Here is a 26,130-nt window from a genome sequence, read left to right as displayed (position 1 = left end):
CCTCCTGTGAACAATAAGATCTTAGAAAACTTGGCTCGCTGAGCCTTTGGCGAGGCCTTAGTTGCACTTATGTCGATAGGAGTCTTATCGACCAAAACAAAACAGAGGGGGAAAAACGGGTACACCAAAATAATGGCGCCCATTTCTCCTCCTCTGTCCTTGGTACCTGAGAGTTACCTTGCGAATCATGTGAGGACTCTATCGTTCCCCACTTGCAAGTTTCCCCTTTGGTGGCTCATGTGAGCTCTCTCCAGAGTTGCGTCCAGTAGAGGTACTTTTGCCTGAGAGATTCACCGTTACCGGCTTGCTCCTTCGGCGCTGCCAAACATTCAAGCAGTCTCTCCCTACTACCTTCATTCGCGGTTGTTACATGGTCATACATAAGTTTTTGCTATCATTTCCATACTAATGGATGTACTACCTCTTTATCCTACCATGAGAGTCCAAAGTTGAAAATATACAAATTAACAGTCAGATTCAGAAAAACTTAACGAAACACATTGACAATAGATAAATGTTCAGTTTTTTGGCATTAACCATGAAAGTTATGGCAGAGCTATGTAAAGGAGTATCTTATATGCCGAATGTTCCTATTTCATTTGATACGAGCTGGATCAATCCGCTTACAGAACGCATGCAAGAAGATGGCCCTTGGGATAAGTGGGAGCTGTTCAAGCTCACATTGGAAGCGGAAGAAGCCATGGCTGTTCGCGAATTTGACCAGTTGCAATGTCTGAAATACCTTCCACTCTTGTCGCCATTTCCTCATCAGTTGGAGACGGCGAAACGTGTCCTGTTAGAGATGCGCGGTCGTGCCATCCTCGCAGATGAGGTCGGTCTGGGGAAGACGATTGAAGCAGGCTTGATCATGAAGGAGTACATGGTTCGCGGCTTGGCTAAAAAAATTCTCGTTCTGGTTCCAGCCTCTCTCGTGATTCAATGGACAAAAGAGCTTCATCAAAAATTCGGCATTGCAGCAGTCGCGCAAAAAAAAGAATATATGTGGCGGCAGCATGAGGTCGTTGTCGCATCGATTGATACAGCAAAACGTGATCCTCACAGGCGTCACGTACTCGACATCGATTACGACATGCTCATTATCGACGAGGCCCATAAACTCAAAAATAAACGGACACGCAACTATCAGTTCGTCAAAGAGATCCGCAAAAAATACTGCCTGCTCCTTACCGCAACTCCCATTCAAAATGAGATGGACGAGCTGTACAACCTCATCAATTTGTTAAAGCCAGGCCACCTTGGCCATACTTCCACCTTCTCTACCAATTACGTAGAGGGCAAACGCCAATCCAAAAACAGCGAGAAATTGCGGGAAGAAATTGAAAAGGTCATGATTCGTAACAAACGAAGTGATGGCGGTATCCAATTCACCAGCCGTCGCGTTCAGTCGATTCCGATTGACCTTTCCCCTGAGGAAATGACTTTGTACGAAGGTGTAACCCGCTTTGTCCGCGAGCAATACCAAACAGGATTTGGGGTTGGCGGCTTCAACTCTCTCGCTCTGATTACCTTGCAGCGAGAGGTCTGCTCAAGTAAGGAAGCTGCGTTCATGACGCTGTATAACATGCACCAGCGTACCGGCGAAGACTCTCCCTTGCGCTCACAAATTCTTGAGCTAGTCGAGTTGATCAAACAAATAGAGACGCATTCCAAAGCTGCCAAAACGGTTGAGCTCATTCAACAAATCAACGACAAAGTGATCATTTTTACAGAGTATCGGGCAACACAAAACTATTTGCAAAAGTATTTGCACGACCACGGCATTACTTCTGTCCCCTTCCGCGGCGGCTTTAAACGCAGTAAAAAGGACTGGATGACTGATCTTTTCCAAAATCGTGCACAAGTCCTGATCGCGACGGAAGCAGGCGGGGAAGGCATCAATTTGCAGTTCTGTAATCAAGTGATCAATTACGACATGCCTTGGAATCCCATGCGAGTGGAGCAACGAATCGGTCGTGTCCATCGCCTGGGCCAAAAAAGAGATGTGCACATTTACAATTTATCGACAACAGGAACGATCGAGGAGCACATTCTCAAGCTGCTGTATGAAAAAATCGACCTGTTTGAAATGGTCATTGGCGAACTCGATGATATCGTGGAACGCTTGAATTTAAGTCACTCCTTGGAAGACAATTTGGTTCAAATTATTATGGATTCCCGCTCCTCCAAAGAAATGGCGCTGAAGCTCGATAACATTGGACACGCGATTCGGGCAAGCAAAGTAACAAAAGATGCCGTCCCGCTTTCTGAGGCGGCTGACCAATAACTCTTGTTGGATACGAAAAAGAAATGAGGTCTCCTGATGCAGCAACAACAGGTCAGACAATTTGTCGAGCGGTATTTGGCGACTTTTTCTGCCCATATCGTCGAATCTCATCCGGATTATTTCACAGTCAAACTCCCTGTCGAGGTGGACAAAGATATCGGCAATCGCCCTTTTTACTGGAGCTGGGTGGATAAGATGAATTTGGCTTATCAGCCATTGGTGCTCACCTTTACTTTTCATCCGGATTGCATGCCTGAGGGTTTGCGATCCGAGCATCTGCATCTAGGGGCTGCCCGCATGCAACAAATTTTCGCTTCAGCCAAAAAGCATGGCAGCTTTGTCTGTATGTACGAGCAACAAGGCGGCCTTTTAGGCAATGCCGGTAAGCGTCGGTCAACCCCTCTCGTGCCTTGGCTCGGGATAAACTTGAAGGTTTCCCTGCTTTGTGACAAGCGACGTGACATTTTATTGTATTTGGGGATCAATTTGCATCAGCCACGTCTGGTGAAGGATTTCACTTCGTTTTTATTTTCACTTTCCTTGACCCCTGCGATCCCCGACTACTATTACACGTTGGATCGAAAGGTAACCATACAGGAAGCCCTCCAAATGGCACAGCAAGAAGTGGAACATACATTGGAACAAGAAGATCAGCAATGGGCAGAGGACGCGCGTACACGTTTGAGCGAAGAAATGGCCATCTTGGAAGCATACTATGAAGAATTGGCACGCCGTGAACCACAAGATGAGCAGAGAAACGCAGACGAAACCGAAGAAGAAGCAGAGCAACCAGAGTCGTCACTCGAACAAGAAGCCCCGCATCCCGAACCTGATCCAGCTGGGCCATCTTCTGTCGAACAGCCATTAGCTTTTGACGAATACCGGGCTTCTGGCGGACGAATCCTCGACTTTTTACGTGCAAATGGAATCCAAACCACTCCACGCGAAGAGATTCATCAGGCAGAATGGAAAAAGAGCACGCCAGATGAGGAAAGACAACGCCGAAAAGACGAGCTGGCATGGCAATACGAGCCGCGGATCGAGGTGTCGTTCATCAACGGTGGCTTGTTCTATTTATCTTCCGTTCCTCCGCTCATGCGGTCATCGAAAGCAAAAAGCATGCGACATCTCCCCGCATCAGGGCGAATCATGTAAAAGATCAACGAGAAAATGTGAAACAGAAAAGACACGTTGCAACAAATCTTTTTGTCATAGCTGGTTACAATAGGAATAGGTTAAGCCTTTACAAAAGGTGGTGCATAGTTGTGACCAGACGATTTCTTCCTTTTATCGCTGCTCTTTTGTCTCTGATGCTGCTTTCTTTACCAGCTTTTGCGCAAGACGAAGCAAGCTGGGACAAGCAATTCCAAGCACAAATTCGAGAATGGATGGATGCAATCGCAAGCCGAGACCCTCAATTCAAGCAATGGCAAGACGCAAAGACGGACGTGCAAACACTTGGTGCAGGACAGCATCAATGGCTGGTAAGTATAAAAAAAGCGGACAAGCAAGTAGGGTATTTGGTGATAGGCGAATCACCTGATTCCACTTCCCATGAGAAATTTGTTCTGCTGGAGTACGGTGTTGGGGAGTACATCTTGTTCGATGACGCTTTTGCTCCGAAAGAAATCGCGGCAGAGCCAGTTTATGACGGGTTCGCTTCCTACTGGCTGATCACCCAGAAGTCAGATACACAAATGGTCAATGCAAAAACGGGAGAAATGTATCCCACTTCCTTTCAAATTAGTGAGCCCGCTGTCGATGCTTTTGCAGGCGAGCAGCTCATACAAAATGGACAACGCCTGACTCAAATGAGAATTTTAAGTGCTGCCGAGGCTGATCCTTTTGATCATATCGGGTGGGTCAGCCAAATGAGTACAACGGATACAGACGTGTCCTGGAACCAATTGTGGCAGCAAAATTATACCTCTCCGGTTACCTTAGCCGTCCCGATTCATCAGTCACAGGTTTTGGCACCCTTTGTCGTGGGGTCCCTGCATTTATGGAATGACCAAAATGCTTATGTGGGCGTATGGGATGAGGGCCTGCGCTTTGTCCCGTATTCGTATGCCCATCGCGTCGGACGATTTTTCGTAAACGAAACAAGCTCTCCTGCCGAATAACCGGTTGGAGAGCTTGCTTTTTACGTTTTTGATTCACCGATGTTCTGTAGGAGAGAGACGTTCATGAACGGCATGAAAAATTTCATTGACCGTCATTCCCTCTGCATTAATGACGGGAGCTCCTGTAATCGTTTTGTTTTGATTACCCAGCACGTTGATATCCTGGCCTGTAATGACAATCGCATCTACAACCTGCTGCCAGTTGCCTAGATCAACAACATCGTAACCATTTTGACGCAGCATCTTGCACACTTCAGACAGGGAATTTTCTACCGCTACTCTCGCCATATGCACCCTCCGTCTTCGATCATGATAAGTTTATGAATTTTATTTGCGCCACAACAGTCGAATGGACATGGGAATAGCACCAAACCAGCGTGACGACCAGGACTCGCGTGGAGTCTTACGCAAACGGCGTTCATCTTTTGGGGTATCCACGTACTGAACAAACAGTTTCGTCAGGTACTTTAAATATTCCTGAAAGGACATCGCACTCGACCTCCTTCTTACTCGTGGATTCACACCACGGCGCAAGCGCTGTCCCCTCTATTGTTTCCCGTCCTGCGCTCTTTCAACCACTTGGCTCGTAATTTCCATCACAATATCGGAAAGACTCTTTCCTGTCGTATCCACCTGAATCGGTGCGAAATCGTATACACCTGCGCGCTCCGCCATTAAGGTTTTTACCCTTGTCGCTACTCCTCCTGCCAACAAGGGTCGGCCTGTATCGTTTTCCAAACGCTTGATAAGCTCCTCTTCCGTGGCATGCAGCGCGATTACGATGCCTTGCTCCATCATCATCTCTACGTTTTGCTTCCGCAATACAGCTCCTCCCCCAGTTGTTACTACCTGAGATCCTGCTGCCAGTAATTGTGCAAGACGTTTCGTCTCGACGTCTCGGAAATACGCTTCGCCTTGATTGGTGAAGATTTCTGGAATGCTGCGACCTTCGCTTTCCACAATCGCATCATCCAAGTCTGTATGCTTCATTCCCAAAGAGGCAGCGAGTGCGGCGCCAACCGTGGTTTTTCCCGTTCCCATAAATCCGACCAACACCAGGTTTTTCATTTTGTTTCTGCCGCCTTTCCAATCGTTCGGTGCGTATTGATCTTCACCGTTTTTTGTTGTTGATTGTACGCTGTCTCATATCCCAATGCTTTTTCAAAAAAGGACAGTGGAACCATCGTACGTTCTTTGATCTCGATTAACGGGCTGCCTAAATCTATTCGCTTCCCATCTACATCAGCAAAGCGCTCCCGTTCCTTTATAAATACTTCACGTCCATTTCCTTTTACGCGGATCATTTGTTTCTTGTCGTCCCAGCTAATCGCCAATCCCATTTTCTCACCGAGCTCACGCAGCGGAATATACACCGTATTTTGGGTGACCCGAGCCGGAATCGATGGATAAAAGCTCATGTTATTGATGATCGTGGTGATATAGGGCTCCAATTGCACTGCACCAAAGCCACTCTTATTTGCACTAGTGGTATACAGGGTGAAATATTTCGCTTCCCCTTGCAAAGTTTGCCCAAGCGCCTGATCGAGATGCTCTGCACCAATGACACTGCCATGATAATTTTGCTGGACGCGCTGCAAGAATCGCTTATAGGCGTCGTCACCGATTTTGCGACGCAGGTTGTCGAACAGGAGTGCGCCCCGCGAATACCAGGTCAGCTTAAACTCCTCTTCAGTGGCAAACTTCTGCAATGGCTTGTCCAGCTTTCCATTTGGATAACGCTCTTGCAAACGTTTGACATCACGGTTGTACTCATCCAGCAGCGTCGTAGCTGATTGGGCACCATAACGCTTCTGCAAGTAATGAGACACGCCGAGCTCCACCAGCCCCTCATCAAGCCACCCATGCGAGGACTCCAATGTAGCCACACTGTTGTACCACCAAAGATGCCCTACCTCATGCGGCAGCCAATGATCGATCAGATTGTTGTAATGCATGTCTCTTTTGAATACGGCGAGATTCGCGTATTCCATGGCGTACGTCGTTCCTGTACTTGTTTCCGCAATCGCCACGTGCGGATACGGCAACGGACCGTACATATCGATAAAAGTAGGAAATACCGATTGGGCAATGGTTTTGATTCTTTCGATGTTACCTTTATCAACGGAAGCAATATCAACCGTTAAATTCGGAGCAAATTGAATGGTTTCGATGTGATAAAGCGGACTTCCGACCAGTCCAAAGTTCAACAGATTTTTTGCTTGATAATGGACTTGCTGCTTACTGCCACCGATGGACTTCGTTTGTCCTCTGCCCCAAGAACTGACCCATTTGTAGCCTTGTGGCGAGGTAAATGACACATCGTAATCCCCATAGTGGTAAACGAATGGATCACCAAAATCAACGCGTTGCGGCGGGTTATACCAAACACCTTTTTGATTTTGGGCACCGAGCATCGGGTACCATGTCGTCAACGTCCATATATCGTCTTTGACCCCAAAACGTGTGCCCCTGCGCGGAACCGGGTTCTCGAATTCAATGGTCAAGGCGCCACGAAGCTCCTTGCCAAGAGGATTTGCCAGCTTCACCAGCGATTGACCACGTTCAAAAGAAAGCGGCTTGTCCTTGTAGCGAATCGACTTCACCGTCATTTTGTTCCAAAGGTAGTCGTAAATATACAGCCGTACATCTGGCGTTTTCGGGTTGTCGAATTCCAAGATCATGTTTCCGGTTATTTTTGCTTCGGACGTATGTAATTCAGCTTGAATCTTATATACAGGGTTCAGATCCTTTACATAAGACGGCAGAGGCGGATCATAAGAAAATGGATCGACGAACGTTTGCTCCTCCTCCGGTGATTGATTCATGGCAATGATTTGAGAAATAGCTGGCCAATACGCGACGACTCCAACTGAGCCAAAAAAAACGAGGATCGTCACACATACTAGCAAGCTCGTTTTATGTAGTGATTTCATGACAGCCCCCATATGATAAACCGCCCGGCGGCAGGCGCTATATGTTTTTGTTTCATTGTAGCAAATATATGTCAAACTGAGTAGAAATTCAGGAGATTCTGTAGAGAAAACGCCTGATTTGACGATGGTCTCCCCTGGGTAAAATAAAAAAGCCGCCACTCATTGTATCGTAATGATTGGCAGCTTTCTTTAGCTTTTACCAGGTTTCGTACATAATTTTTCCGGTCTGGCTAAGATCATAGCCCCCGACTGCTTCCAATTCCTTTTGAAACGGACGCGACCCGAGAACATCAAGAACGGCCTGAATGAGCGGTTCGTTGTTCTTGTTTTTCAACAAAACGAGGTCATAGCGCTCACGCACGGTTGGGACAAACTCCACGCCGACGAGTGAAGCTGCCTTTTCAATTCCCACCCCTACGTCTGCTTCGCGCCGCGCTACTACCCCTGCGACCGCCAGATGATTCGACTCTTCCCGTTCAAAGCCACTCACGTCATTCCCCGCTATTTTTGCAAGTCGAAACTGCTCTTCAATCAACGTGCGTGCACCGGACCCTTTTTCCCGATTGACCATGCGAATGCCCGGCTTCGTAAAATCGCTCCATGCTTTGATCTGTTTCGGATTGCCAGCCTGCACGTAGAATCCGGCCCAACGTGACAACATATTGATGACAACATAACGATGCCCACACAAAATGCGACGAATATACGGGACATTGTATTCATTGGTATCCCCGTCGTACAAGTGCGTGCTGACGATATCAGCCTTACCTGTATACATCGCCACGAGGCTGTTCAGAGAGCCTACGTACGAGCGAAGCGGTCGGTATGCCTCATCCTTTTTCTCCAAATGCCCCGCCAGTAGGTCCAAGCTAACATCCTGCCCGCTGATAATGATATTGCGGCCTGTACCAGCCTGCTCATGCCGTGACAATTGCTGAGCTTGTCCTGTCTCGCGGATGCTAACGGCTGAGGCTTGTCTGTACTCTCCCTTTGCTTTCGCCTTATACGCTTCCAGATCGCTTTCGTCTACGCGCATTTGCCGACCGACGCGATAAGCAGGCAGCTCTCCTTTTTTAATCAGATCGTAAACTGTCAGCTTGGAAATACGTAGAATTTTTGCTATTTCTTCGGTGGTATAAGAATTTTGTTGACTCATGACCCGCCTCCGTTATCTCCTTTGCTCTATTTTCAAACAAGTGTCGTAAAATCGCAATTGATTATTCATTACGAATCCATATAATCTAGTTATGTCCAGTTATAATTAATTATAACTTAATATAATTATGGAGGTCTTTTTTATGAAGAAGCACTGGTTTGCTATTTTCGCGGCATTTTGCTTGATGCTGACAGCTTGCTCGACAACACAAACAGCACCACAAGCAAGTGAGCCGGCCAAAACCGATGCAGTAAAGGTCGAACTGATGATTTCTGCTGCTGCTAGCTTGACGGATGCCTTGAGTGAGTTAAAAACCCAATATGAAACGGAACACCCGGGAACGACTCTCACCTTTAACTTCGGAGGCTCGGGCAAACTCGCCACACAAATTACACAGGGCGCTCCATCAGACGTATTTTTGTCCGCTAGTAAAAAAGACATGGACGGTCTAGAGGAACAGCAACTGATTATCAAAGACACACGCCAAGACTTCACGAAAAACTCGCTTGTTCTCATTGCCGGTAACACAAGTGCTGTGACTATCTCTTCTTTTGAAGAGCTGACCAACGCAGCGATCAAGCATATTGCCGTCGGTGAGCCTGAGACAGTCCCTGCTGGACGATATGCGAAAGAAACATTGGATACGCTGAAAATGTGGGATTCTCTATCCGCACAAATGGTATTTGGCAGTGATGTTCGCCAAGTTTTGACCTTCGTAGAATCCGGGAACGCGGAAGTCGGGATCGTCTATTCCAGTGACGCTGCAGCTTCGAAAAATGTAAAAGTACTAGCGACTGCCAAGCCTGAATGGCACAAGCCGATCGTTTATCCAGGTGCGGTCGTCAGCGCATCGAAAAATCCGGATGCAGCAAAAGCTTTTCTTGCCTACTTGACAAGCGACAAAGGAAAAGCGATCTTACAGAAGTACGGGTTTCAATAAACCAATCGAATTGAATTGGAGGTGGCAAGCGTGATCGAAACCAATCTCACTCCTTTGATGCTCTCCCTTAAAGTAGCTGCGCTCTCCACCTCCTTTGTATTTGTCCTTGGGATGGTTTTTGCCAGATGGATGACACAAAAGGATTTTTGGGGGAAGAATGTCCTGGAGTCCTTCTTTTTGCTTCCCCTTGTTCTACCTCCCACTGTTGTCGGCTTTGGCTTGTTGATGCTTTTCGGAAAAAACGGTTTTCTCGGCCAGCTATTGCATGAATGGTTCAATATTACCGTCGTCTTTACGCTGACAGGAGCCGTTATTGCCTCGATTGTCGTTTCCTTTCCGTTGATGTATCAGAGTGCAGTCGCTGCCTTCACAGGAGTGGATCGTCGTTTGGAGAATGCGGCACGCACGATGGGCGCTTCGGAATGGCGATTATTCTGGACCGTTACCTTTCCCTTGGCTTGGCCTGGCCTGTTGGCTGGGTTTGTTCTTTCTTTTGCCCGTGGTTTAGGGGAGTTTGGCGCTACGCTGATGCTCGCAGGCTACATCCCTGGGAAAACCGATACGATTCCCGTCGCCATTTATTTTGCTGTTGAGGCTGGTCAAATGGATAAGGCATTGTTTTGGGTCATCATTATTGTTTCCTTGGGGATGGGTACGACTCTCTGGCTGAATTGGTGGAGTCGTCGCAATGTACGCAGGTACGCCAATCAAAAGTAAGGCAGGTGAATGGTACATGCTCTTTGTCCACATACAGAAGCGTTTGCCTGATTTTATTCTGGATGTGTCCTTTTCGGTGCAAAAGGAAATTGTCGTGCTGTTCGGACCATCCGGCTCTGGCAAAACAACGATATTGAACAGTATTGCAGGTCTGGTTCATCCTGATACTGGCGTTATCCAATTAAATGAGAACGTCTTTTATCGTGAAGGACAGAAGCCGCTTCCCGTACAAAAACGCAACATTGGGTATTTATTTCAAGATTATGCGCTGTTCCCTCACATGACCGTCGAGCAAAATGTTCGATACGGTTTGAAAAAGGGGCATGAGCTGAATTTGGCTCCATTGCTGTCCACAGTGGGAATCGATCATCTGCTGCAAAAATATCCTCATCAGTTATCCGGGGGACAAAAACAACGGGTGGCACTCGTACGTGCGCTTGCTACTGAACCAGACATTCTGCTCCTTGATGAGCCTTTATCGGCGCTGGATGCGGATACGCGTAAACAATGCCAGGATGAGTTGCTTCGCCTTCACGCTATGTGGAACATCCCGTTTCTGCTGGTCACCCATGATCGTGAAGAAGCCGAGAAGCTCGCGGATGTCATTTTCCTGATCGATAACGGCACAATCAAAGAACGGAAAAATGAAAAAAGCCATTCAGCAACGTCCATTTCCCGATAATGGGATGGCATTGCTGGATGGCTTTTTACCTATCGAGCTGTGATTGGTTCAATTTTCACATCGTTTTGCTTTGCCCATTTATGTACCTCACCAAGGAATTGCAGGACGTCATGGCTCTCGTGATGGACACAAAGGGTATCGGCTGCCAAGTCAATGTGCTCGCCATTAACTGTCTGTACTCTTTGTTTTAAAACGAGCTGACGTGTCTGCTCCATGCGTTCTTCCTTACTGATCAGCACGCTTCCTTCCAACTCACGCGGAGCCAATCGACCATTCGGCAAATAAGCCCGTTCTGCAAATACTTCCTCTGCCACCTGAAGACCGTGTTCCAAGCCTGCCTCTACAAGCTTGCTGCCAGACAACGCATAGAGAATCAGTTCTTCATCAATATCCGCAATGGCTTGGACAACCGCTTCGGCTAGCTCAGGGCGTTCAGCCGCTTCGTTATACAGCGCGCCATGCAATTTCACATGGTGAAGCTCCCCGCCGAGTGCTTTTGTAGTTCCAGCCAAGGCTGCAACTTGATACAGCACCAGCTCATACACTTCATTGACAGACAAGTTCATCGAACGACGTCCGAAGCCTTGAATATCTGCATAACCGGGATGTGCCCCGATTTTCACATCATGCTTGAGTGCAGCTTCGATTGTTCTGCAAATAATATGTGGATCCCCTGCATGCAATCCGCAAGCAATATTAACGGAGGTGATCCATTTCATAATCCCCAAATCCTCTGATTGTCGGCCTCTGCTGAAGCCCTCTGCCATATCGCAGTTAATATCCAGATGAATCATGTATGCTCACCTTTCTTTCTCTAATCTATCCATTGAAAACGCATTCATACGCGTGGCTTCTCGTTTTCTTCCACTTTAGCATACCATGTACGCCAGTTTAACAAAAGCAAAAAAGCTGCCGAAAAATGGCAGCTTATGAACAACTATGTCGAACCAACGGTTGCTTGACTGCTTTCTTCTGTCTGTAAGGTTTCTGCTAGTGCCATTACCTGGTTCTTTTCTTGTTTATAATCGTATTCCTTTGCCTTATCCGGTCTGGCATTGTTGTACTCTACCGGGATCTCATGGCGATGGGAACGTTCAATTTTCGTTACAAAGTGCAGCTTTTCCATTATGCGAATCGTTTCGTCCAACAAATTGGCATCTACATACATCGAAACGTAATTTAAGCGCTTGGAGATGTAATGAATGGTGCCAAATTTGCGTAAATTTTTGGCGGCACGCGTGTTTTTCACCCACACGGCGACCCCAAGGCGTCGCTCTCTCATGTTTTGCCGTCGGTCTCCTTCCCAATCGTGGTATACTTGCTGGTGAAAGCTTATTACAGAAAGGAATCGTGGTCTATGCTGGCTACGTTTTATCATCAATTCGAGGAAGCGCTTCACCGCGAAAAAATCGTGACCCATAGCAGTTGGCAAACATATGCAGGCCAGCGCTTTTTCTATGTAAGCAGTACGCTCCCTGCTCCTCTCTTAACAAAGCAGCTCATGGAAACAGGAGAGCGTCTGACCACTGATACCAAATTAAAGCCAGAATGCATTTACGTGCGTTCAGATAACGTACAGCATGTGTACCGCTTCCGTTTTCGCGTACCTGACGAAAAGCAATTTTGCTGCGGCAATCTTTGTGAAGACTGTTTTCTGCTGCGCCAAAACGAATCGGGAACAGCGTAAATTACGATGGCTTTTTCACACTGCAGCCGCAGCTTCCGCCTGTCCCGCACCCACTGCCCTGGGCCTCTAAAAATGGATTGTTGCTCGGTACTTTGATCGTTTCCGATACGGAATGAGCAATGGTTCTACTCACCTGATACAAGAGCTCATCCAGAGCACCCTCTGCTCGCTTGAATGCCTGTACGGAATCCCTCAGTTCAATGTTGCGCTTCAGTTCCCGTACTTCTTTGGATATATGATTGTAATCCGGGTGATACTTCCCGAACCGTTGCACATCTTCGTACTGTTCCTTCTTAGCCTCGAACACGACGAGCAGACGTTGCACTTCCTCATCTGCTTCCATTTGGCGTTTGGCCTCCAGATACTCCGAGACCTCGCGCGATTGGTTAATCATCGTGGACAGCTCATGAGACTCCATGATCAACTGCGTCATATCCACAGCTTCCAATGTTTTCATAAAGCGAGACCTCCTTTCGCCGTAAAGCTTGAAAACTTTACGTCATTCCTGATTGTATCACGATGCACACCCTTAGTACAGATATTCGGGCACTACAATGCGCACTCGCTCGATGTTCTCAAGACGGTAACTCTGCTTGCCGCCCTGTCCGGCAATCGTAACCATCCAGTACCCCATTTCCAGGCGGACTTCTGTCGGTAGCCCTCGCAGCTTTTCTTTTCCGCTTTGCTGGATCTCGACTTCCAGCTTCAGTTCTATTGCGCGCTTAAACAAATCCCGCATGGATTGTGGATGATAAGATTGAAAATGCTTCGTCCACATTTTGGGTAGCGCGGCTATTTGCTCATTTTGCTCAGGGAACGTGTTTTCAATAGCATAACCGTCCCAAGGCCGTTCGATGAGGAGCAAACCTTTATTCCCAGCTTGACTGTTTTGTCGTGACTGGAACTCTTTGCTTCCGCTGGAAATATGCGACAGCACTTGCGGCTCATAGCCATAGTGTCGCAGTAATCGGATCAGTTCTTTTTCCTGCGAGAACGGAATCAAAAACGAAGTCGGCGATATCACTTGGGTAAGAAATGGGCGAAAGTCAGGAATGTCGCGCCATTCCTCCAGAAATCCAGCATGTGCTGTCCGTACGAGGAGGTACGGCTCCATTTGAATCTGCCTTGCTGTTCTCGCCCATTGGCTCACAACCTCAATCAAGCTCTCGGGCAACGGATGAACACAGGAGGCACGGAGCTTTTCGATGACTTGCTCCTCCGTCCCTCCTTGTGCCAAATACGATTGCAACAGCCTTGCTTGCAATTCACCCCGAATCAATTGCCCATCAAATTGGAGCTGGCAAAATCGGCTGATTTCCCATACATCCAACAACGGAACAAGAGGTGGGATTGTTATGGCACCTGTGGGGTCCACAAACCAGCCTTCCTCCGACGATAATCGCGGCAAACTGCTCCAACGCCAAAAAACCCCTCGTTCTTCGTCCATCCCGAGCTGAATCCAGCCCAAGCCTAACAACAAATGCATCCATTGCTCCACAATTAACTCCTCTGCATTGTCGGGCAAAGGGAATCCTGCTTCTTTTAGCATCCGCAATTGCTCATGGAGGGAACACCACTGCTCGACAGGAACCTGTCTCATCAATTGAATGAAAAATTCCCACCAGTCGCCATGCGGCAAAAATTGTTCCATGACGAGTTGGTACATTTCTTCCCAACGTACGAGGGGCCGTTGATGCAGCCATTGCTTCATTCGATCAAGATCGAGTACGAGTTCTCGCTCTTCCCTATGCACCAAGCTCAATCTGAGGGCAATATCAAGGACAACGGTCAAGGATAAGCCCTCTCTTTGTTCCTGATCGAGTGGCGGAATCACGATTCCTTTTACATGCTCGTCTGTCAGTGAAAGCAGCGGCAGCATTTTTTGCGACATCCTGCGATGAATGCTTCCTTTTTGCGTAATAGGAATTTGATTGTCTCGAATAAACAACAGAAGCCCAAAAAGATCCAGCTGTATCCCTCTGCCTGCTGATATATAATAAGGGAGCGTTTTTGAAAACGAAACAAAAGCCTGAGAGCCTTCCGGCAGCATTTGATTCGTCAACTGCTCTCGAACCTCTTGTGGCATCAAATAGCCAATCTCACTCCACATTTTCCGTACAGTCAAGATCAGTCCAAGCCGTCGCAATTTCGTCAAGCCGACTGACAGATGTCTGTGCTCTTTTGACGTTTCGCGTTCCCAGGTTCGTTTGCTAAAAAAACCTCTCGTCGCTTTGGTTACGAAAAGCCGGATAACGGTTCGTTCCAACTCATCTGCCTGTTTCCACACTTGCCCAATAAAAACGGGGTCCAATAATCTCGCTGTTAACTCTTGCTCTTCGGCAATCTGATATCGTTTGGTTTGTTCATGTAGAATCGCTTGTCGCGTTGATTCGGACAGGTATTCCAGCGAATCCTTCACACGCACGCCTGTCACCTCAGTCTATATGATGTTCGATTCATTACTTTTACCAATTGGAGGGATCTTGATGTTGCATGTATTTCCTAGTTTGCTCTTAACAGCAACCTTGGCAGTAACGGGTACACAAGTCTTGTCACCTCAACATCCTACCGTATCTGAGCCTGTGGCGAAAGAGGCTGTACAAGCAGATGCGACTTACGAGGCCGTTGCTGCTCCATATCCGCCTGCCGTGCAGGAAGCTTTGAAAAAAGTTCGAAAAAATGGCGGACACACAATCGTCCGTGCCAATGGAAAATCCTATGTTGTCGTGGGTGCGGGACAGCGCCCTACAGGAGGATATCGTTTAGTAGCGGATCAAGTCAAGCGGACAGGCCCTCATGCCTTTGCCGTACACGTTCGTGTACAAGCACCAGCAAAAGGTTCGATGAAAACCCAGGTCATCAGCTATCCGACTTTGGTGATTGCCCTTCCAGACCAGCAAGCAAAAGTCAGTGTGCATATGCGCTAATCTATCCACGAAAAAAGCCGACAGTTCGAATGCCACAAGGCGTATCGAAGTCGGCTTTTTTCCTTTTCCCAACAGTTAGCCTTGCTTATCAGGGCTTTACCTCAATGGAAAAGCTCTCTGCAACACCATACGACTCGTGGTTATTATGGGCCAATTCTACCTTGACCTCATGCTTCCCAGCCGGGATATCCTTCAATACATAGCTAGGTTCAAATACTTTGGCGATCTTTTTGCCGTCGAGGTACAGATGAACATGCCCTTCCCCGTGCTTGTTTTCTTTCCCCATGTTTTCGAGGGAAAAAGAGAAGTTCGTAACGGCCAATTTGAGCTGCAAATCATCTTTCTCAAGGGTATGCGTCACAGCGAGTGTCGGCGCTGCATGATGAGCGTGCGACTCGTCTGCTACCACTTCGGTTTGCTCTTGTTGGTTCGCATACACAAACCATTCCACACCAGCCGCAATGGCAATCAATAGAAACAAACGGAAAAGAAATCGTTTGGTTTTCACCGGAGCTGCTCCCTTCCAAAATGAGTCTTACCCCAGTGTGCCCGACTCCTGATTGGTTCATTCATCCATTTTTACATCATGATCTCCCTGCTATCCATACATACTCAGCTTTCCAATAGGCAAAAGTAACCACAAGATCTTTTGAGGAGGTCAATGACTGCGTATGAATGCATGGAACGAAACTCTTTCTATTTTTGCTTTAGGAGGAGTATATGAAATCGGCAAAAACATGTACGGGATTCAATGCGGGGATGAAATTGTCCTCATCGATTGTGGTTCGAAGTTCCCTGATGAGAGTTATTTAGGAATTGATCTGATCATACCAGACATTAGTTATCTGCTGGAAAATCAAGAAAAAGTACGCGCCTTGATTGTCACGCATGGGCATGAGGATCACATCGGAGGCATTCCCTATTTTTTAAGACAATTAAATGTCCCTGTTTACGGTACCCGTTTAACGTTAGGACTTATTGAATTGAAGCTGAAGGAGCATAACTTGCTTCATCAGTCCACCCTCATCTCTATCGATCGTCACTCAACCATTTCATTAGGCTCGCTCACGATCAGCTTTTTTCAAACAAACCATAGCATTCCTGATTGCTTGGGTGTCGTGTTTGAGACTAAAGCAGGCTCTATTGTGCATACGGGCGATTTTAAATTTGATTTAACTCCGGTGCACAAGCAATCCCCTGATTTGCACAGAATGGCTGAAATCGGGCAGAAAGGTGTATTGGCCTTGTTGTCGGAGAGTACCAATGCGGAGCGCCCTGGCTTTACTCCATCAGAAAAACACGTGGGAGATCGCCTGTTAGAAGCATTTAGTAAGGCACAGCAGAAAATATTTGTCTCGACGTTCGCATCCAATGTATACCGCCTTCAACAAGTCATTGATGCCGTAGAAGCGACGAATCGAAAGCTAGCTTTGCTGGGCCGAAGTATGGTCAATGTGGTCAAAATCGCATCGGAACAAGGCTATTTACGTATACCAGAAGACATGCTGGTGGAAGTCGAGGAAGTGAGCGAGCTCGATCCCGCCCGTGTCGCCGTCCTATGCACGGGAAGCCAAGGCGAACCCATGGCCGCTTTATCTCGATTGTCGACCTCCGGGCATCGACACATTAAAGTAGAACGCGGTGATACTGTCATCCTCTCTTCTTCCCCCATTCCAGGGAACGAGCGGAATGTAGCACGTATAGTCGATAACTTGTTTATTATGGGTGCCAACGTTATTTACGGCTCTGGGACAGGCATGCATGTGTCCGGTCATGGCTTCCAAGAAGAGTTGAAGCTCATGCTCACTCTCATGAAGCCAAAATACTTTATCCCCATTCACGGTGAGTATCGGATGCTCCATCAGCATCGTCTGTTGGCTGAATCCGTCGGCGTTGATTTCGAGTCCGTTTTCATTGTAAATAACGGGGATGTCGTGGATATTCAGGATGGTGTGGCGGTCCAGGAAAGAAAAATCCCTGCCGGAAATACCTTGGTCGATGGTTTAGGCATCGGTGATGTAGGAAATGGAATATTACGGGATCGCAAACATCTTTCGGAAGATGGCATTCTCGTGATCGTTGTGACGCGCAGTAAAACCGACGGCAAAATTTTGTCGGGTCCCGACCTAATTTCTCGCGGATTCATTCATGCCCCGGAATCAGAGGGCCTGTTGGAAGAAATGACTCGCATTGCATCTGAGGTGATCAACAATCTGCAGGAAGCGAATGTAAGCCAGTGGAACCGCCTGAAGCAAGGAATGCGGGAATCCATTGGGAAATTCGTATATGCCAAAACAAAGCGCAGACCCATGATCCTGCCGATTATTATGGATGTGTGAGGGAAAAGCCTTCTTTCCGGAGGGCTTTTCTAGCATGATATATTCAATCTTGTGGTGATTTTAAATGGTAAAATAGTTAGGCTCTTTACATTTCCCTTCTATCCCGAAACTAGCCATTCTGTTATCAATTCGTCGTTGAAATTAGTGCCGGGACATTTTGTAAAAGCATCATTTGAATTACCTCTGGAATTTATTGATTCGAAGTTTAAGAAGATAATGACATCAGAAATTGAACATAAATGGGGACAGAAAACCATCATCGTCATTCCGTATAATCTTATAGATGAGTAGGGAAAAGCCTTCTTTCCTGAAGGCTTTTCTATTAGGATGATTTAGCCGGATAAATACCATTTCGATAAAGGACAGCCATATGGCTGTCCTTTATTCATCGTAGACTTCTAAACGCAACATGAAAGCAGCTTATAGAAAATAGAAGCTTTAATCCGGTAATACTGTATTTTACTCATTCCTATTCAGGCCAAATTTAATAATTTGTAGGCTTTTCATTTCGAAGTAGACTGGATAAAATTAGAAAAAACTAAACTATAAGGTGATCTGAATGAAAACGCTCTTCCTTATGCTATCTTTAATTTTCGCAAGTCTTTCTTCTGACCAGCCTGACCAATCCACGAGTGTCTTTATTTCTGAAGGTGATAGTATGGCCCCTACCTTGAACAACAACGATCGTTTTCTTGCTGATAAAACCTACTATGACTCCCATCCAATTCAACGTGGGGATATCGTTATTTTCCAAGCCGAGAAAGATCGACAATACGTTAAAAGGGTTATTGCGCTGCCGGGAGAAACGCTTGAATATAAAGATGATATTCTCTACATCAATAACAAAGCTGTCGACGAACCATACTTAGCATCAGCAAAAAATGTAGCCAAAAAAGAAAATCTCAATCTGACTGAGGATTTTGGACCTATAACTATCCCCGAAGATACAATATTCGTTATAGGTGATAATCGATTGAATAGTCTAGATAGTAGAATTATCGGTCCGATTCATGTCAATCAAATATTAGGCAAGATGACTAACAAGTTGCCCTCAAATTAATTCGTTATATTTTTCCACGCTCCGTTTAAAGAGCGTGGATTTTTAACTCCCGAAATATTTTTCTTTTTTCCTCAAAATATCTTCTTCGCATCCCGCTCTTCCTTCAAAATCTCTACAGCCTCGCGAAAACGCATAGAGTGAACGACTTCCCGCTCCCGCAAAAACTTCAAGCTGTCCTGCAAATCAACATCATCGGTCATGTCGATCAGCCATTGATACGTCGCGCGGGCTTTTTCTTCCGCTGCGATATCCTCGTAAAGGTCGGCGATTGGATCGCCCTTGGCAGCGATATAGGCAGCCGTCCACGGTACACCACTGGCATTGTTGTAAAAGAGCGCTCGATCATGATTGGCGTAATGGTCACCCAGTCCCGCTTCCTTCAACTCTTCGACAGTCGCGTCTTTCGTCAGCTTATACACCATCGTGGCAATCATTTCGAGATGCGCAAACTCTTCGGTAGCGATATCGGTTAATAATCCAACCACTTTATTCGGGATCGTATACCGCTGGTTCATATAGCGCAGAGCGGCTGCCAGCTCTCCATCCGCCCCTCCGTATTGCTCAATCAAGTACTTCGCCATTCTTACATCGCACTTACTGACACGAACCGGATACTGCAGTTTTTTTTCATAGATCCACATCGGTTTCGTTATCCCTCTCTTCTAAACTTGCCAAGGCCATGGATCATCATTCCACTGCCACGGATAGCCTGAATAGCTGCGGCCAAGATTTTGCAAGGGCCCATACAACTTCTCATACTCGTTTGCCAAAACCCAGCGCTGTTCCGTTAAATCGTTAAACTGCTGGAGCGCATTCTGATCTGTTGGATGCGTATCTAAGTAAAGATTTAGCTCTACCAGCACAAAGTCAATCGCTTGCAGCTGTTCAAGCAATGCGTAATATTGTTCATCGCCAAATTTATTTTCAGCTGTCATGAGTGCCCCCTCCCCAAATGACTCTGTCTGGGATCATAAGGGCTAAAAAGTGCCGGCCATAGCGTACCTAATTTCAACGCTTCCATCGGGCTATATTGTGGCAAGTTCTCCGGCTGAAACGTCATGAACAGCTGAGGGGGCACCTGGTACGTCTTTACCCGAATAGGCGGACAAGGATCGTAGGGACCAACGTACGGAAAGTAGTCGCGTGTTTGCGAATGCAATGCCAATATCCTCCTCCAACTTGCATTGTCTGTTCCTTCATGACTACACTATGCAGCCCACCCAGTAGGCGTGATTACTACCCCAAAAAGAAAAACCGCTCTCCTCCTATAAGGAAAGCGGCTAATACCTACGATTACACCTGTCCAGTCCATTTCCCTTACCAAAATGCCATGAAGTCCGAAATACCGAGTAGGACAAACACAATTCCAGCCCATTTTTGCGTTACTGCCCCCCATTTCCTTGTGTTCTTCATGAGAGAAGGGCTATCACTTGCAACGGCAAGCAGCAGTAAAACGATGAGCAGCGGCAGCCCCGTCCCAAGTGCAAATACTGTCGGAATGATCGGCCCGAACGAGCTCGTGAACATCAAAGGCATCGTCAGTCCAAAATAGAGCCAAAACATGGTCGGACAAAACCCGAGGGAAAAGGCAACGCCAAGCCAAAAGGATTGTGTCTTTCCCTCAAATCGCTCCGAAAAACGCTTGATTTTTTCCTCAAAGGATTGCGTATGTAGAAATGGCAGTCGAATCCATCCGATTAAGAACAATCCAATCAAAATAAACATCGGTGCCAATAATTTTCTCGCCCACTGAAACAAAGGAATTGCTTGTGTTGAGAGTTGTTCGCCGAACGCAAATACGATTGCTCCCAAAGCAGAATACACGGCTGCTTTGCCAAGGATGAACATCCATACATGACCTCGAAAACTACCTTTGACGACGACATTCTTCCCGAGCACAGTAAAAGCAGCCACATTCCCTGATAACTGACACGGTGCAAACGCCCCGACGATCCCGAGCAACAACGCTCCAATCAACGGTGCTTGTTCACCCATTCCGTAATACAAATCGGAAAAAGGCTTGCTGATCCATGCTCCGTATTGATACAAGTACGAATACCAATCCATGCTTCTCCTCCGCTGGGTCTTCCTGTTCATTTATTTTACAGAAAGGTTGTGAGGAAACAATGAAGAAAGAAAAAAAGAAAGGCATTCGCCTCCCCCTTTGGTTCATCCCGTCACTTGCAAGCGCCCTATCATGCCGCTTTCTTTGTGTCCAGGGATCGTACAATAAAATTCATAGGTTCCTTCCTCCAATGCCTTCCACACTGTTTCAACAGACTCTCCCGGTTTGGCGTGCAAATGAACCACACCCTCAGCCATTGCTCCATGATGATGTTCCGTGCTTAATTCTGAAATCGTAACGATTTTTCCATGAGACACAACCTCGATATCGTGCTCTACATTGCCGTCATTTTGAAAGACGACCTTGATCTCCGTATTTTTTTTCACGGAAAATTGGTTCGGTTTATACGAAAAGTCGACGGCTGTGAGGTTGATTTCTGTCGGGCGATCGCCTGCATAAAGAGCCGGGGATGGAAACGGTAGTGATTGAAACCAGAAGAAGACGGCAAGCAGCAACACAGCTGGAGTGGCAGGATGATGAAAAAAGGAGGACCACTTCGATTCTTTTTTATTGGAATCAATCAGCTTGGCTACGAGCAGCATACATACGGTATAGAGCATGACGAAAACAAACAGGAGAGGCTCTACTTTTTCCGCCGGAACCATCTCACCCAGCATGGCACCCATCATCCCTCCCATGACGCCAGATAGGATTCCTTCTACAATACTCAGGATCGACAAGGGAACTCCTAGCAAAAAACCAGAAAATCCACCTGCCAGCATTCCCCACATAGTAGATACATAAAGGTCTCCTCTATAAACATCGCCGAGGATCAACCCACCGATCAAGCCAATCATCATACTAACAGACATCGTGCTCATCATGCCTTGCATATGATCGATTCCCTGCTTTCGTCGCCGCCATATAAACCATGTAAAGCAAACGTAAGCGAAACTGACGTAGATTAGGACCTGATACACCGCGCCCAAGATACCACCCCCGAGTATATTCCCCTCATTGTAAGGTATGTCCTACGCCAACAAAATAGGACAAAGCGAACTAGAAAAGGACACCCTCGTTGGATTCCTTCATTCTGCACTTCCCCATCTAAAATCAGGCCACGGCTACGAGTGCGCGTGTGTAAGGGTGAGAGGGATGATTCAAATCCCTCACGACCACACTCGACCACTTCCATGCCGCACACAACTAATAGCAACATAGCTATATTCCGCAATAATAAAAAAGCTTCATTTCTGAAGCTTTTTATTTCATCAGCTTATTCATCGTGGTTAACAGCTCGTCAATGACTGCGCTGTCCCCTTCTTGGATGCGTTCAATCACACAGGATTTCATATGCCCTTCCAAAAGGATGCGTCCCACTGAATTTAGGGCAGATTGTACCGCAGCAATTTGATTCAAGACATCATCACAATACACATCCTTCTCCACCATGCCTTTAATCCCGCGAATCTGTCCCTCAATCCGATTGAGGCGCGCCTGTAAGTTTTGCTTGGTCTTTTCTGAATGATGACTGTTTCGATCAGATGTATGACAAGACTGAACAACGTTCAATTCTGCACTTGACAATGAGATTCCTCCCCTAGCAAACATACGCTTCGATTATAATCAGAATTTTCAAAATGTAGCAAGTTCCATATTCACATATCCCTCAGGAAGACAGCCCCAATTCTTTTCGGACATTTTCCAATCCATATCGCTCGACAAACTTGAAAAACTTCTCTCTCTTTTTCCCTTGCGTCTGATACAACGTAATGATGCTTTGGACGATGGAGGATAATTGTTCTTCCTTCACCTGCTCGACCAGGAGCTCGGCTGTTTTGGCCTCCATTGTTTTCGATTGGCCTCCGACGTAGATTTCAAAGGTTTCTTTTCGCTTGACGATCCCGATATCTTTTACCAACGGCTCTCCACAGGCATTTGGGCATCCCGTATAACCGACTCGCATCGTAAAAGGAACGGTCATTCCTGCAATCGTATCATTCAAATTTCTCGCTGCCTCTAGCCCTTCAATCTCTGCTCCCTTGCAAAAAGAACAGACAGACAAATTCTTCACAACAGAGCCCGTTTCGTACACGCATAAGCCTTTTTCACGCAGCGCTTTTTTGGCATCCTCAGCCTTCTCTTCGTTCATCTCGACAAGAAGCTGCTGAAAGGTAGAAAGTTCAATTTGTGCATCCTCGCCAACGATTTGACCAATCGCCACCATATCTGTTGGCGTAAACACAGATCCGCCGACACGAATCTCTGGACTTACAGCAAACTGTACACGCTTCAAAAGGCATTCCTCCTGCACGATTTGAATTTGTATATTCGGTCAACCGAAAGCGTAAGAAAGGCTGCCATTCTACAAATACAGCCTTTCCCGCTCCCTTTGCTTAAACGACATCGTACCCTTGATCTTCAATGGTCTCTTTTACATTTTCCAGCGAAACAACGGATTCATCAAAAGTCACGCTTACTTGATTGTCAGCAAGGCTGACCGTTGCTTTGCTAACCCCGTCTAGTTTTTGAAGAGCACCTTCGATAGAGATGACGCAGTGATTGCAGGACATTCCTTGTACGTTCAAAGTGACATTCATTTTACATCCTCCTTTGTGTTTGGGAAGCTTAGCTTGATTACATTTTACGATACCCCTGTAGGGTATGCAATACCCAATTTTACTTTTCCTGCTGTGTACATACAAAAAAGCTCCCCATCTGTAAATGACAGGGAGTCTTCCTTACTCTTCTTGACTGAGATGATTTCTGGTGGGAACAAAAAACACTTGCTCCACCTCATTCGCAGATAATGGGCGACTATAATAGTACCCTTGAATTTCCTTGCAATGATTTTCTGTCAAAATGTCCAACTGATCCTTCGTTTCAATGCCTTCTGCAATTACATCCAATTTCAGATGCTTTGCCATCGAAATAATAGTGGCCACAATGGCTTTATCGTTATCATTTCGAGACAGGTCGGTTATGAAGGAGCGGTCAATCTTTAATTTGTGGATCGGGAACTTTTTCAAATAGCTCAAAGAGCTGTAACCGGTTCCAAAATCATCCAAGCTGATTCTCGTTCCGATTTTGTTTAACTCATGCAGGATACTGATCGATACTGCCGGGTCCATCATCATGCTCTCTGTGATTTCCAGTTCCAAAAAGTGCGGGGCAAGCTTGGTTTCCTCAAGGATATTTTTGATGTACTGGACGAGGTTCCGTTGATGGAATTGATGAGAGGACAAGTTGACGGAGACAGGTATCAACGGCCCCCCTTTATCATGCCACTGCTTCATTTGCCTGCATGCTTCGCGAAGCACCCATGTACCGATCTCATAGATCAACCCTGTCTCTTCAGCAATCGGGATAAACACTCCTGGTGAAAGCATCCCTTTGGTCGGATGATTCCACCTGACGAGTGCCTCCACTCCGATCATGCGATTACTTTCCGAATGAAATTGAGGTTGGTAGTACACTACCAGCTCATTTCGTTCAATAGCTTTTCTGAGATCACGTTCTATTTCAATATTTTCCAGCAATTGGACGTCAAAATCGGGCGTGTAGAACAGATGACCGTTTTTCCCCTGTTTTTTCACCTCGTACATGGCCGTATCCGCTTTTTTGAGCAGCGCAACAGCATCTGTTCCATGGTCTGGGAATATCGCCGTTCCAATACTTGCTGATATGTAAAATTCACTGTCTTTTAGCGAGAATGGCTGTTTCAACGCTTCAATGATCTTGTCCGCTAAACTCGCCGCTTCCCTTCGGTCCGCTCCTGTTTCGCAGAGGATCGTAAATTCATCGCCACCCATCCGTGCAATTGTTGCCTGGTACCCTTCCGCACTCTTTACGATTCTGTCGCTGACCCCCTGCAAAAAGATATCGCCGTAAGAGTGTCCCAAGGAATCATTGATCATTTTGAACCGATCAATGTCGATAACCATGACGGCAAAGCTCGATGAATCTTGGCTGCTTTTTTCAATGGATTGATGAAGGACTTGATTAAACTTTCTTCGGTTCGGTAAGTCGGTCAGCTCATCGTGATAAGCCAAATACCTGATTTTTTCTTTCACGCGATTCTCTTCGGTAATATCCTTTACAATGATGTGATTCCCAACAACTTCTCCCTCAATCTCAACCGGGACATTGAGTACACTCAGTTCTACGCGATTCCCGTTCGGATGTAGTATGGTGGTCTCAAAATGATTGCGAATGGGCTGAAAAGACTGGTCAAAAGAATCCTTGGTGATGTCCCTTTTCTCCTCAACAATATGCAAGCCAATTTTTGATACATGTTGATTGATGAATTCTTCCTCCCGCAGTCCACCAATCTTTGTGACAGCCGGGTTCATTTTGATAATACATCCACCTGTATCTAAGGAAATAATGCCGTATTCATTATTTTTATAAAGGGAACGATACCAGCTTTCATTTTCCTGAATGACCGTATCTTTTTGCGAGAGTCGTTTATTAATAAACAAGCCGAACAATGTAATGCCGATCAGTAAAAAGGTAGCCAAGACAATGATATAGGCCAAGGTCTCCGGCTCAATCTGCGTTTCCACCTCTGTTGTCGGCAGTTCCGTTACGTAGAAATGCGCTGCGACCATCCCGGTGTAATGCATACCTGCGATTGCAGCTCCCATAATGAGTGAACTGCCCAATTTGTATAAATACGCATATTTCGACTGATCACGGCGAAAGTAAAACAAAAGCCAAAGTGCCGCTGCCGAAGCAGTCGCTGCAATGATAATGGATAAAATGACAATCCACATATCATATGTAATTTCGATAATCATCGCGGCCATTCCAACGTAGTGCATCCCAGATATGCCAGCAGCCATCAAAATTCCCGCGATACCTAACTGTCTTGCATGTAGGTTGCTTTTCGTGACGGTAAACAAAGCGATGCTTGAGACAAAAATGGCAAGAATAACGGATAGGATGACATACTCCATGTCATACAGAACCTTAATGGGGAGGGTTAGTGCCAGCATTCCGACAAAATGCATGGACCATATTCCAAGCCCCATCGTTGTGGCACCAAAAATCAACCAGAGTAGCTGATGCTTCCCCTTACTTGTACTCACTCTGGCTGCCAGGTTGAGAGCAGAAAAAGAAGCTGCAACCGCGATTAAATAAGATAGTATCACTAGGAAACTGTCGTACGTCCCATGTATCTGGTGATCCAAACTCCTTCACCGCTTTCCTTTTGTT

The 26,130-nt window shown here is 46.5% G+C and carries 29 protein-coding genes and 2 riboswitches; of the genes, 10 read left to right on the top strand and 19 right to left on the bottom strand.

What is annotated here, in order from left to right; genetic code table 11:
* Positions 1-143: 143 nt before the first annotated feature.
* A riboswitch (glycine riboswitch) is annotated at positions 144-259 on the bottom strand.
* 1 nt (position 260) lies between these two features.
* Positions 261-356, bottom strand: a riboswitch (glycine riboswitch).
* A 221-nt stretch (positions 357-577) separates the two neighbouring features.
* The 3 genes from FB479_RS10865 (at position 578) to FB479_RS10855 (ending at position 4,407) form a co-directional block, all read left to right on the top strand.
* Positions 578-2,284 carry a DEAD/DEAH box helicase gene (locus FB479_RS10865; protein ID WP_106652895.1) on the top strand — a complete coding sequence of 569 codons (1,707 nt, stop codon included), beginning with the start codon at positions 578-580 and terminating at the stop codon, positions 2,282-2,284.
* Between the two features lie 36 nt (positions 2,285-2,320).
* A complete protein-coding gene (locus FB479_RS10860; RefSeq protein WP_106652894.1) occupies positions 2,321-3,439 on the top strand; it encodes a YqhG family protein in 1,119 nt (372 codons plus the stop codon).
* Between the two features lie 110 nt (positions 3,440-3,549).
* Positions 3,550-4,407, top strand: a complete 858-nt coding sequence (locus FB479_RS10855; RefSeq protein WP_106652893.1) for a hypothetical protein — start codon at positions 3,550-3,552, stop codon at positions 4,405-4,407.
* Between the two features lie 33 nt (positions 4,408-4,440).
* Here FB479_RS10855 and FB479_RS10850 read toward each other — a convergent pair whose 3' ends face one another.
* The 5 genes from FB479_RS10850 to FB479_RS10830 form a co-directional block, all read right to left on the bottom strand.
* A complete protein-coding gene (locus FB479_RS10850; protein WP_106652892.1) occupies positions 4,441-4,695 on the bottom strand; it encodes a YkuS family protein in 255 nt (84 codons plus the stop codon).
* A gap of 39 nt (positions 4,696-4,734) precedes the next feature.
* Positions 4,735-4,896: a YqzE family protein gene (locus tag FB479_RS10845; RefSeq protein ID WP_106652891.1), complete on the bottom strand. Its 162-nt coding sequence runs from the start codon at positions 4,894-4,896 to the stop codon at positions 4,735-4,737.
* A gap of 57 nt (positions 4,897-4,953) precedes the next feature.
* Positions 4,954-5,475: a shikimate kinase gene (locus FB479_RS10840; RefSeq protein WP_142064989.1), complete on the bottom strand. Its 522-nt coding sequence runs from the start codon at positions 5,473-5,475 to the stop codon at positions 4,954-4,956.
* On the bottom strand, positions 5,472-7,340 hold the full coding sequence (locus tag FB479_RS10835) for a stalk domain-containing protein (RefSeq protein ID WP_142064986.1): 1,869 nt from the start codon (positions 7,338-7,340) through the stop codon (positions 5,472-5,474). Before FB479_RS10835 ends, FB479_RS10840 begins: the two co-directional genes overlap by 4 nt.
* Before the next feature lie 196 nt (positions 7,341-7,536).
* Positions 7,537-8,496, bottom strand: coding sequence for a helix-turn-helix transcriptional regulator (locus FB479_RS10830; RefSeq protein ID WP_106652888.1), 960 nt, complete (start codon positions 8,494-8,496; stop codon positions 7,537-7,539).
* A gap of 142 nt (positions 8,497-8,638) precedes the next feature.
* Between FB479_RS10830 and modA the strand changes: the two genes are divergently transcribed.
* Genes modA through FB479_RS10815 form a run of 3 tightly spaced genes read left to right on the top strand, consistent with a single transcriptional unit; the run spans position 8,639 to position 10,835 of the window.
* Entirely contained in the window at positions 8,639-9,436 is a 798-nt protein-coding gene (gene modA / locus FB479_RS10825) for a molybdate ABC transporter substrate-binding protein (RefSeq protein WP_142064983.1), read from the top strand.
* Positions 9,437-9,466: 30 nt separating this feature from the next.
* Positions 9,467-10,153: a molybdate ABC transporter permease subunit gene (gene modB / locus FB479_RS10820; RefSeq protein ID WP_106652886.1), complete on the top strand. Its 687-nt coding sequence runs from the start codon at positions 9,467-9,469 to the stop codon at positions 10,151-10,153.
* A 16-nt stretch (positions 10,154-10,169) separates the two neighbouring features.
* On the top strand, positions 10,170-10,835 hold the full coding sequence (locus FB479_RS10815) for an ABC transporter ATP-binding protein (protein ID WP_106653149.1): 666 nt from the start codon (positions 10,170-10,172) through the stop codon (positions 10,833-10,835).
* Positions 10,836-10,864: 29 nt separating this feature from the next.
* On the opposite strand, the gene FB479_RS10810 is transcribed toward FB479_RS10815, so the two are convergent.
* Together FB479_RS10810 and FB479_RS10805 are read right to left on the bottom strand one after the other, a co-directional pair.
* Positions 10,865-11,629: a LamB/YcsF family protein gene (locus FB479_RS10810; RefSeq protein WP_106652885.1), complete on the bottom strand. Its 765-nt coding sequence runs from the start codon at positions 11,627-11,629 to the stop codon at positions 10,865-10,867.
* Between the two features lie 143 nt (positions 11,630-11,772).
* Positions 11,773-12,117 carry a YlbG family protein gene (locus FB479_RS10805; RefSeq protein ID WP_007725782.1) on the bottom strand — a complete coding sequence of 115 codons (345 nt, stop codon included), beginning with the start codon at positions 12,115-12,117 and terminating at the stop codon, positions 11,773-11,775.
* A gap of 75 nt (positions 12,118-12,192) precedes the next feature.
* Between FB479_RS10805 and FB479_RS10800 the strand changes: the two genes are divergently transcribed.
* Complete coding sequence (locus FB479_RS10800; RefSeq protein ID WP_142064980.1) at positions 12,193-12,522, top strand: hypothetical protein; 330 nt, start codon at positions 12,193-12,195, stop codon at positions 12,520-12,522.
* A 1-nt stretch (position 12,523) separates the two neighbouring features.
* Here the strand turns inward: FB479_RS10800 and FB479_RS10795 are convergent, their stop codons facing one another.
* Both FB479_RS10795 and FB479_RS10790 read right to left on the bottom strand, forming a co-directional pair.
* Positions 12,524-12,979: a YlbF/YmcA family competence regulator gene (locus FB479_RS10795; RefSeq protein WP_142064977.1), complete on the bottom strand. Its 456-nt coding sequence runs from the start codon at positions 12,977-12,979 to the stop codon at positions 12,524-12,526.
* 72 nt (positions 12,980-13,051) lie between these two features.
* Positions 13,052-14,947 (bottom strand): hypothetical protein, encoded by a 1,896-nt coding sequence (locus tag FB479_RS10790; RefSeq protein WP_142064974.1) that lies wholly within the window; start codon positions 14,945-14,947, stop codon positions 13,052-13,054.
* A 61-nt stretch (positions 14,948-15,008) separates the two neighbouring features.
* Here FB479_RS10790 and FB479_RS10785 point away from each other — a divergent pair, with 61 nt between their 5' ends.
* Entirely contained in the window at positions 15,009-15,449 is a 441-nt protein-coding gene (locus tag FB479_RS10785; protein ID WP_106652881.1) for a protease complex subunit PrcB family protein, read from the top strand.
* A gap of 88 nt (positions 15,450-15,537) precedes the next feature.
* Here FB479_RS10785 and FB479_RS10780 read toward each other — a convergent pair whose 3' ends face one another.
* On the bottom strand, positions 15,538-15,957 hold the full coding sequence (locus tag FB479_RS10780; protein WP_106652880.1) for a thioredoxin domain-containing protein: 420 nt from the start codon (positions 15,955-15,957) through the stop codon (positions 15,538-15,540).
* A gap of 163 nt (positions 15,958-16,120) precedes the next feature.
* On the opposite strand from FB479_RS10780, the gene FB479_RS10775 reads away from it, so the two are divergent.
* Together FB479_RS10775 and lepB are read left to right on the top strand one after the other, a co-directional pair.
* Positions 16,121-17,788, top strand: coding sequence for a ribonuclease J (locus FB479_RS10775; protein ID WP_106652879.1), 1,668 nt, complete (start codon positions 16,121-16,123; stop codon positions 17,786-17,788).
* A gap of 559 nt (positions 17,789-18,347) precedes the next feature.
* Positions 18,348-18,848: a signal peptidase I gene (lepB, locus tag FB479_RS10765; protein WP_106652878.1), complete on the top strand. Its 501-nt coding sequence runs from the start codon at positions 18,348-18,350 to the stop codon at positions 18,846-18,848.
* Positions 18,849-18,919: 71 nt separating this feature from the next.
* On the opposite strand, the gene FB479_RS10760 is transcribed toward lepB, so the two are convergent.
* The 9 genes from FB479_RS10760 to FB479_RS10720 form a co-directional block, all read right to left on the bottom strand.
* A complete protein-coding gene (locus FB479_RS10760; RefSeq protein WP_007725798.1) occupies positions 18,920-19,489 on the bottom strand; it encodes a manganese catalase family protein in 570 nt (189 codons plus the stop codon).
* A gap of 21 nt (positions 19,490-19,510) precedes the next feature.
* On the bottom strand, positions 19,511-19,783 hold the full coding sequence (locus FB479_RS10755; protein ID WP_106652877.1) for a spore coat protein CotJB: 273 nt from the start codon (positions 19,781-19,783) through the stop codon (positions 19,511-19,513).
* Entirely contained in the window at positions 19,780-20,007 is a 228-nt protein-coding gene (locus FB479_RS10750) for a spore coat associated protein CotJA (RefSeq protein WP_106652876.1), read from the bottom strand. The genes FB479_RS10755 and FB479_RS10750 overlap by 4 nt, the downstream gene beginning before the upstream one ends.
* Before the next feature lie 158 nt (positions 20,008-20,165).
* A complete protein-coding gene (locus FB479_RS10745) occupies positions 20,166-20,915 on the bottom strand; it encodes a cytochrome c biogenesis CcdA family protein (RefSeq protein WP_142064971.1) in 750 nt (249 codons plus the stop codon).
* 102 nt (positions 20,916-21,017) lie between these two features.
* A complete protein-coding gene (locus tag FB479_RS10740; RefSeq protein WP_255438360.1) occupies positions 21,018-21,806 on the bottom strand; it encodes a cupredoxin domain-containing protein in 789 nt (262 codons plus the stop codon).
* Positions 21,807-22,176: 370 nt separating this feature from the next.
* Positions 22,177-22,500, bottom strand: a complete 324-nt coding sequence (locus tag FB479_RS10735) for a metal-sensitive transcriptional regulator (protein ID WP_106652872.1) — start codon at positions 22,498-22,500, stop codon at positions 22,177-22,179.
* An 82-nt stretch (positions 22,501-22,582) separates the two neighbouring features.
* A complete protein-coding gene (locus FB479_RS10730) occupies positions 22,583-23,209 on the bottom strand; it encodes an NAD(P)/FAD-dependent oxidoreductase (RefSeq protein ID WP_106652871.1) in 627 nt (208 codons plus the stop codon).
* A gap of 100 nt (positions 23,210-23,309) precedes the next feature.
* Positions 23,310-23,513, bottom strand: coding sequence for a copper chaperone CopZ (gene copZ, locus FB479_RS10725; protein ID WP_088907078.1), 204 nt, complete (start codon positions 23,511-23,513; stop codon positions 23,310-23,312).
* 141 nt (positions 23,514-23,654) lie between these two features.
* On the bottom strand, positions 23,655-26,105 hold the full coding sequence (locus FB479_RS10720; protein ID WP_142064969.1) for a bifunctional diguanylate cyclase/phosphodiesterase: 2,451 nt from the start codon (positions 26,103-26,105) through the stop codon (positions 23,655-23,657).
* Positions 26,106-26,130: the final 25 nt, after the last annotated feature.

It is taken from the genome of Brevibacillus sp. AG162, from assembly GCF_006715575.1.
GTDB lineage: Bacteria > Bacillota > Bacilli > Brevibacillales > Brevibacillaceae > Brevibacillus > Brevibacillus brevis.
The sequence above is the reverse complement of the archived record's forward strand: the minus strand, read 5'-3'. Positions and strand labels throughout refer to the sequence as shown.